The organism is Pseudanabaena sp. 'Roaring Creek' (assembly GCF_001402795.1).
Classification (GTDB): domain Bacteria; phylum Cyanobacteriota; class Cyanobacteriia; order Pseudanabaenales; family Pseudanabaenaceae; genus Pseudanabaena.
On record NZ_LIRE01000209.1, the window covers coordinates 1 to 6971 of the forward strand.

The following is a 6971-nucleotide window of genomic DNA, read 5'->3' on the forward strand; positions in this document are numbered from 1 at the left end:
TAAGTAGCTAGGCATAAGTAAACTTAAAACCTAGAAGAGCGTGCCGCCCGCTACGCGGGCGGTACGTTCTCTGGTTTTGGTTTTTAATTATGCCTAGCTACTGATTTAATCGCTACTAGCTAATTAATGGGACTAGATCTTTTTCAACCAGCTAAACATGGCGCGAAGATCTTTACCCACAGATTCGATCTGATGCTCGGCTTCTTGACGGCGCATAGCAGTGAATCCTGGCTTGCCAGCTTGATTTTCGAGAACGAATTCGCGAGCAAATTGACCAGACTGAATTTCGGAGAGAATCTTTTTCATTTCGGCTTTGGTCTGCTCGTTAACTACGCGAGGACCGCGAGTGTAATCACCATATTCAGCGGTGTTAGAGATGCTGTAGCGCATATTTGACATACCGCCTTCAACCACCAAGTCTACGATGAGTTTTACTTCGTGCAAGCATTCAAAGTAGGCGAGTTCTGGTTGGTATCCTGCTTCAACAAGGGTTTCAAAGCCAGCTTTGATCAAGGCACACAACCCACCGCAAAGTACGGCTTGTTCGCCGAATAAATCGGTTTCAGTTTCCTCACGGAAAGTTGTTTCCAAAACGCCACCGCGAGTGCCGCCGATACCCTTGGCATAGGCCATAGCGCGATCGCGAGCATTACCCGTTGCATCCTGATACACGGCAAACAATGCAGGTACGCCTTGACCTTGGGTATAGGTACGACGTACCAAATGTCCAGGACCTTTAGGTGCGACCATAATCACATCCACATCGGCAGGAGGTACAATTTGTGCGAAGTGAATATTAAAACCATGGGCAAAGGCTAGGGTATTGCCTGCTTTGAGGTTAGGTGCAATTTCGGTAGCATAAATTGCTTTTTGAGTTTCATCAGGCAATAAAATCATAATCAGGTCAGCAGCAGCCGATGCATCAGCAACGGTCTTAACAGTAAGACCATCAGCTTCAGCTTTTTGCCATGAGGGACTGCCTTGATATAACCCCACGATGACATCCACGCCGCTATCCTTGAGGTTAAGGGCATGGGCGTGACCCTGAGAACCGTAGCCGATAATTGCAACTGTCTTACCTGCTAGAAATTCAAGATTTGCGTCCGTGTCGTAGTACATCCGAGCCATAGTGTGGTTATCTCCGAGACAAAAGATTGAGTGAGTAGTTTTTAAATGTAGTTTGGAAGATTTATTGTCAATTGCCTTCAAACACTTTTTCTAGTCTAGCAAAAAGCGCCCCCTCTCCAGAAACAAATTTGTCACTACTATCGTTGTTTATTGACTAAAAAGGCGGCGCGAAGCGCCGCCTTTTTGTTTTCGCATCAGCCCGATCGCAGTTCTAAGCCCAATACCTGAGTATGTTCGCCGCGTGCTTGGGTTACCCCGATCGTGCGTTCTGAGGCTTCGATCATGGGGCGACGCAGACTGACCACAATGAATTGCGCGAGGTTAGCTTGCTTGCGAACCATTTTCGACAAGCGCTCGACATTGGAACCATCTAGGAACATATCGACTTCATCGAAGGCATAGAAGGGCGAAGGGCGATAGCGCTGAAGCGCAAAGATGAAACTGAGGGCTGTAAGGGATTTTTCGCCCCCAGACATGGATGCGAGATGTTGGACTTGCTTGCCTTTAGGATGGGCAACTAGGGTAAGTCCACCACTAAGGGGGGCATTAGGATTTTCCAGTTGTAGATAACCATCACCATCGGAGAGCTCGGCAAAGATTTCTTTAAAATGTCCGTTAACGGCATCAAAGGCTTGCATGAAAGCACGCTGGCGCAGCGTGGTGAAGTTCTCAATACGGATCAAGAGTTCGGTACGCTCTTGATTGAGGGTTTCGAGACGAGTGCTAAGTTCTTCTAGGCGTTGAGATGTGGCTTCGTATTCCGCGATCGCCATCATATTTACAGGTTCCATGGACTGAATCCGCTTGAGCAAGCGCCGCTGCTCTAGCTGCAACTGCTCTAGAGTCATGGTTTCAGGAACTTCAGGGATCGGATCGGGAAGTTCGATCTGACTGAGTTGTTCGGCAAATTGAGCGATTTGCAGCTCAAGTTCGGCTTGCCGTTCGTGATTTTTTTGCATCTGCCACTGCATCTGCTGCTGTTGTTGTTGCTGTGTGCGCAGCGATCGCTCGCAGGCATCGCGTTCCTGTTTCGCCGCACCAATTGTCTGTTCGAGAACTTCCAAGCGGGACTGATAGGAGGCGATCGCCGTTTCAGTCTGCTTGAGTTGATGCTGAATTTGCGATGTGCTATTGATTAGTTCCGCTTGAGTACTGCGTAGTTCTTGAAGTCGCGTTTGACGTTGCGCCATTTTCTCCAAGGCTAACTTATGCTGGTTTTCTAATTCTCCTAACTGTTGCTTAGCGGTACGCAGTTCAATTTCGGCACTATTTAATAGAGCTTCTTGTCCCTGTAACGCATCTTGCGCTTGCAACCAGCGGCTATGGGTACTTGATTTCTCTAGCTCGGTAAGCTCGGCGCGTTTGACCATCAACTGGGCTTCAAGTTCGGCAGCATTACCATCTAGGGAAATTAGTTGCGCTTGACCGATTTCGATCGCCGCACGGGTTTGTTGAATTCGATCTTGCAAACGAGAGCGATCGCGGCTGTTACGCTCGATCTGTTCATAAATGCGATCGCGCTTGAGCTGAGCTTCGCGATGGTTAGTTCTTGCGGATTGCAGTTGCTCCTCATACTTGGCGATCCCCGTTAAGGCTCCCCGCAAACGTTGGTTGAGTCGCGTTAGCATCTGATCGATTTCCATAAGGCGATCGCGCAGTTGCTTAGTTTCGGAAGATTCCGCAGGTTTGGCATTACCAAAATGCAAACTATTGTGCTGAATAACACTGCCGCCCGTCATCGCTCCTGATGTTTCGAGAATCTCGCCCTCAAGGGTCACCATGCGATATTTGCCAATGTGAAATCGCGCTTGATCGAGCGTCTCAAATACAAGCGTATTGCCAAAAACAAAGGAGAAAACATCTTGGTAACGATCCTCGTAGGTAACGAGGTTAAAGGCATAGTCGATCGCCCCTAATTTCTGAGCTTCGATGCGGGAGGGAAATCTCACCGCTTGCAGCTTATTGAGGGGCAAAAATGTGGCTCGCCCAGCCCGCTCGCGCTTCAGCAAGGCGATCGCTTCAGCAGCTACTTCATCGTTTTCCACCACAAGGTTACCTAAGCGTCCCCCCGCACAGATCTCAAGGGCTAATTGAAATCTGGGTTCGACCAGTCCCAATTGGGCAACTAAACCATACACGCCAGACATATCGGCTTCAATGACTACTTGCGACGCTCTGGTTCCCTGTACTTCGCGACTTGCCTGCACCTGTGCTTCCAATTTATCGAGTTGTCGGGTCTTAACTCTCTGCTCTTGCGTCAAGCGCTCGATCGTTTCATTTTGGAGCTGCACTTCTAACTGAGCTTCCGCAAGATTTTTGGCTAAAGTCTGTACTAAGATTTCCGCTCCATTGACCTCCGCCTCTTGCAAGCGCAAGGCATCCTCAAGGGACTGATTAGAAAGCATATCGACAGCATAGCGTCCTTCGCCTGCAAGGATTTCTTGCAGTTCACGCTCTTGGGATTCCAATTGCAGCGATCGCTGGTTAAGGACTTCTTTCAGTCTAGTTTGCTCTTGCTTTTGCGGATCGAGTTCTCCTTGCAGCTTATCGATGTCGTGGCGTAATTGGGTTTGCTGGCGTACCCAATCCGATGATGCGGAGGCGATCGCTTGGACTTCCTTGCGATATTGCGAAACGATCGCAGCCTGTTGATCGCGAGCCTTTTCCGCCGTAACGACCGACTCTTCCTTAAATTGCTTTTGCGATTCTAGTTCTTCAGCTTCGCGAAGGAGGCGATCGATTTCCTCTTGGGTATTGACAATATGGGTTTGATTGTTTTGATAAGAACTAGTCAGAGACTGCTGCTGGCGTTGCAAGCCTCGCAGTTCTGCCTGTTGTGCGGACAAGTTACTCGAAACAGAAAGATATTCTTCTTCCCCAAGGGTATGGACGCGATCGTTTAATTCATTCAGGTGAACCGTACCGACTTCAATTACCTGCGAAAGTTCGGTTAAGGATTTCTCTAAATTGCCGCATTGTTCCTTATTATTGACTAATTCAACATTACGGAGTGATTGGTTATATAAAATCTCACGCTGTTTAAGTACGGATTCCGCCGCTTCCATCTGCTCATATTCCAAGCGCAGCGCTTTATATTTCTCCGCCTTCACGCGATCGCTTTTTAATTTATCCTTATTGGCAATGAGTTCCTGCTCGACAATCCGAAATCGCTCCTCTTGGGTCTTAACATCGTCTAACTTATCTTTTGCGGTGGAAATTTTGCGATCGAACTCACCCACCCCTGCCAATTCATCAATAATTTCCCGTCTTTCCCGCGAATTCATCGAGATAATGCCCGTTACGTCACCCTGTAAAACTACGTTATAGCCTTCGGGATAAATGCGGAATTTAGCCAACTGTTCGTGCAGTTCGCTTAAATTGCAAGGCGTTCCATTAATATAGTAAGTCGAAGTATAGGTTCCTTGGCTAGTAACCCGTAACTTCCGCATCACCGTCCATTCACCAATTTCCTTTCCCTCCGCCGTAGGAACTTCGATCCCCTCGGTTTGAAAAGCCGAAATCTCAGTTTCATCTAAGGCAAAGGTAACGGTAACGATCGCTTCGACCATCCGCCCCTTCTTGCTATGGGCTTGGTTAACCAAGTCGGGCAAGCGATCGGCGCGCATCCCCTTAGAACCTGCTAGCCCCAGCGCAAATAGCAAAGCATCAAGAATATTCGATTTACCCGAACCATTGGGACCCGAAACCACTGTAAAACCCGTCATCAGTGGGATCGATACAGTAGAGCCAAAGGACTTAAATCTGGTGAGTTCTACATTTTTAATGTACATAGGGCGATCGCGGGCTGACCGAGGTTTAACAATCTGAGATATAGACTATGTGCGAGGTACTATGTGCGAGGTCGAGTTCTGACAGCACGAAAGTGCCAATACGTTATCACAAGTTGGACGAAATGGCATAAGTATCGCCGAGGATTTTTGTGGATAAGCCCATAAGTTAAGTGGGCTTATCCACAAAAATCCTAAAACCTGCGGCTTACTTGCAGCGTACGCCGCAAGTTTTATATTTAATTACGTCTAGCTACCTACAACCAAAGCGTTCTTGATATAGCTATAGCCACTTAAGTCAGGACATCAAACCCAATCAAGAGTTGCGGCGCTTCGCGCCGCAACTCTTGATTGGGTTTGATGTTTGTCCCAACATTACTGACTATAGCTATATTTTCTGTAAATGTTATGTTTAAAGGTTATGTTTAAAGTAGTTTGAACTATACCGAACTAGCTGAACTACTTACATACAAACTTTTGCTGGGAGTTAATTTTTAATGGACAGATTAATGGGCAGACATCTGGAAGAACAGTTACTAGAAGATGTTTTCGATCAGTTAACCGATCGCCTAATTACGAGTCTGTATAGTAGTGAATATTTAACTATTAGCCTAGAGAGCGAGCGCAGCCAATTTACCAGATTTAACAAGGCAAAAGTTCGCCAATCAGGATTTGTCGCCGATGGAAATATCACAATTTCGTTAATCAGCAATCAGAGGGAAGCCTATGCTGAGTTCCCATTTACAGGCAATCTCGATCGCGATACGGCTTACGCGATCGCTAGTCTCGATTATTTGCGGAAAGAGGTCGCCCAAATCCCCGAAAATCCCTATCTGGTGATTCCCGAAAACCAAGGTTCCAGCCGTGAAGTTTATCAGGGCAGTTTGTTAAACGACGAAGAGGCGATCGCCGCAATTCTCACCCCAGTCACCAATCCCGTCAATAGCACCGTAGATTTCGCGGGGCTATATGCATCTGGCTTAATCATCCGCGCTAATGCTAACTCCGCAGGTCAGAGACATTGGTTTGCCACGGATTCTTTTTTTGTCGATTATTCCATGTTTGTCCAAACGAATTCTGGCGAAAAAGCAGTTAAGGGAATTTATGCTGGTAAAGAATGGCAACCAGAGAGTTATAACTTCCAGATTAACCGCTCAAAAGAACAATTAGCAGCCCTACAAAGACCAAGCAAAACTCTAGAGCGCGGACAATATCACACTTACTTTGCCCCTGCGGCAGCGTCGGATCTATTAGGCTTTATTGCGAACAGCGTGGGCGAATCGAGCTTACAACAGAGTAGCAGCGCTCTTTTAAAATTAAAGAATCAAGAAAAAAAACTCTCCCCTTTACTATCTCTTAGCGAGAATTTCACCTACGGGAATGTGCCTCGTTTCAACAGTATCGGAGAAGTCGCTCCTGAATTTTTGCCCGTCATTGCCGATGGTAATCTCGTCAATACTTTAATTAGTTCGCGCAGTGCTAAGGAATATAACAAAGAAGGCAATGGCGCGAGCGTGGGTGAATCAATGCGATCGCCTGAAGTTGCCGCAGGCAGCTTAGCAGCAGCCAATATTCTCCAACAATTGGATACTGGACTTTACTTGTCAAACCTCCATTACCTAAACTGGAGCGATCGCACGGGTGGCAGGATCACGGGTATGACACGCTATGCCTGCTTTTGGGTAGATCAAGGTGAGTTTATCGCCCCTATTGAGAATCTACGCTTTGACGATAGCATCTATAATTTTTTGGGCAAAAACCTAGAGGAATTAACGGATTTTCGCGAGTTTATTCCTAACGTAAGTACCTATGAAAAGCGATCGCTCGGAGGTATTCTCGTTCCAGGAATGCTCGTAAAGGATTTTACATTTACTCTATAGCCAAGTAATACCAAATCACAAAATGGCTACGCCATTTTGTGATTTTAAAACCCTTACTGGGTTTGGTTTTCAATTCCCAAAAGTGTTGCCACACTTTTGGGAATTGGTATAAGTAGCTAGGAAACCAGAGAGCATACTGCCCGCGCAGCGAGCAGTATGCTCTTCTGGGTTTTAA

At 46.9% G+C, this 6971-nt stretch carries 3 protein-coding genes; 1 reads left to right on the forward strand and 2 read right to left on the reverse strand.

All coding sequences use genetic code 11. The annotated features are described in order from the left end of the window. Positions 1-132 precede the first annotated feature (132 nt). Positions 133-1128, reverse strand: coding sequence for a ketol-acid reductoisomerase (gene ilvC / locus AC805_RS06770; RefSeq protein WP_055074712.1), 996 nt, complete (start codon positions 1126-1128; stop codon positions 133-135). Between the two features lie 194 nt (positions 1129-1322). Continuing rightward, a complete protein-coding gene (smc, locus tag AC805_RS06775; protein WP_055074713.1) occupies positions 1323-4919 on the reverse strand; it encodes a chromosome segregation protein SMC in 3597 nt (1198 codons plus the stop codon). Between the two features lie 494 nt (positions 4920-5413). Here smc and AC805_RS06780 point away from each other — a divergent pair, with 494 nt between their 5' ends. Then, positions 5414-6796, forward strand: a complete 1383-nt coding sequence (locus tag AC805_RS06780) for a TldD/PmbA family protein (protein WP_082429422.1) — start codon at positions 5414-5416, stop codon at positions 6794-6796. The last annotated feature ends 175 nt before the right edge of the window (positions 6797-6971 follow it).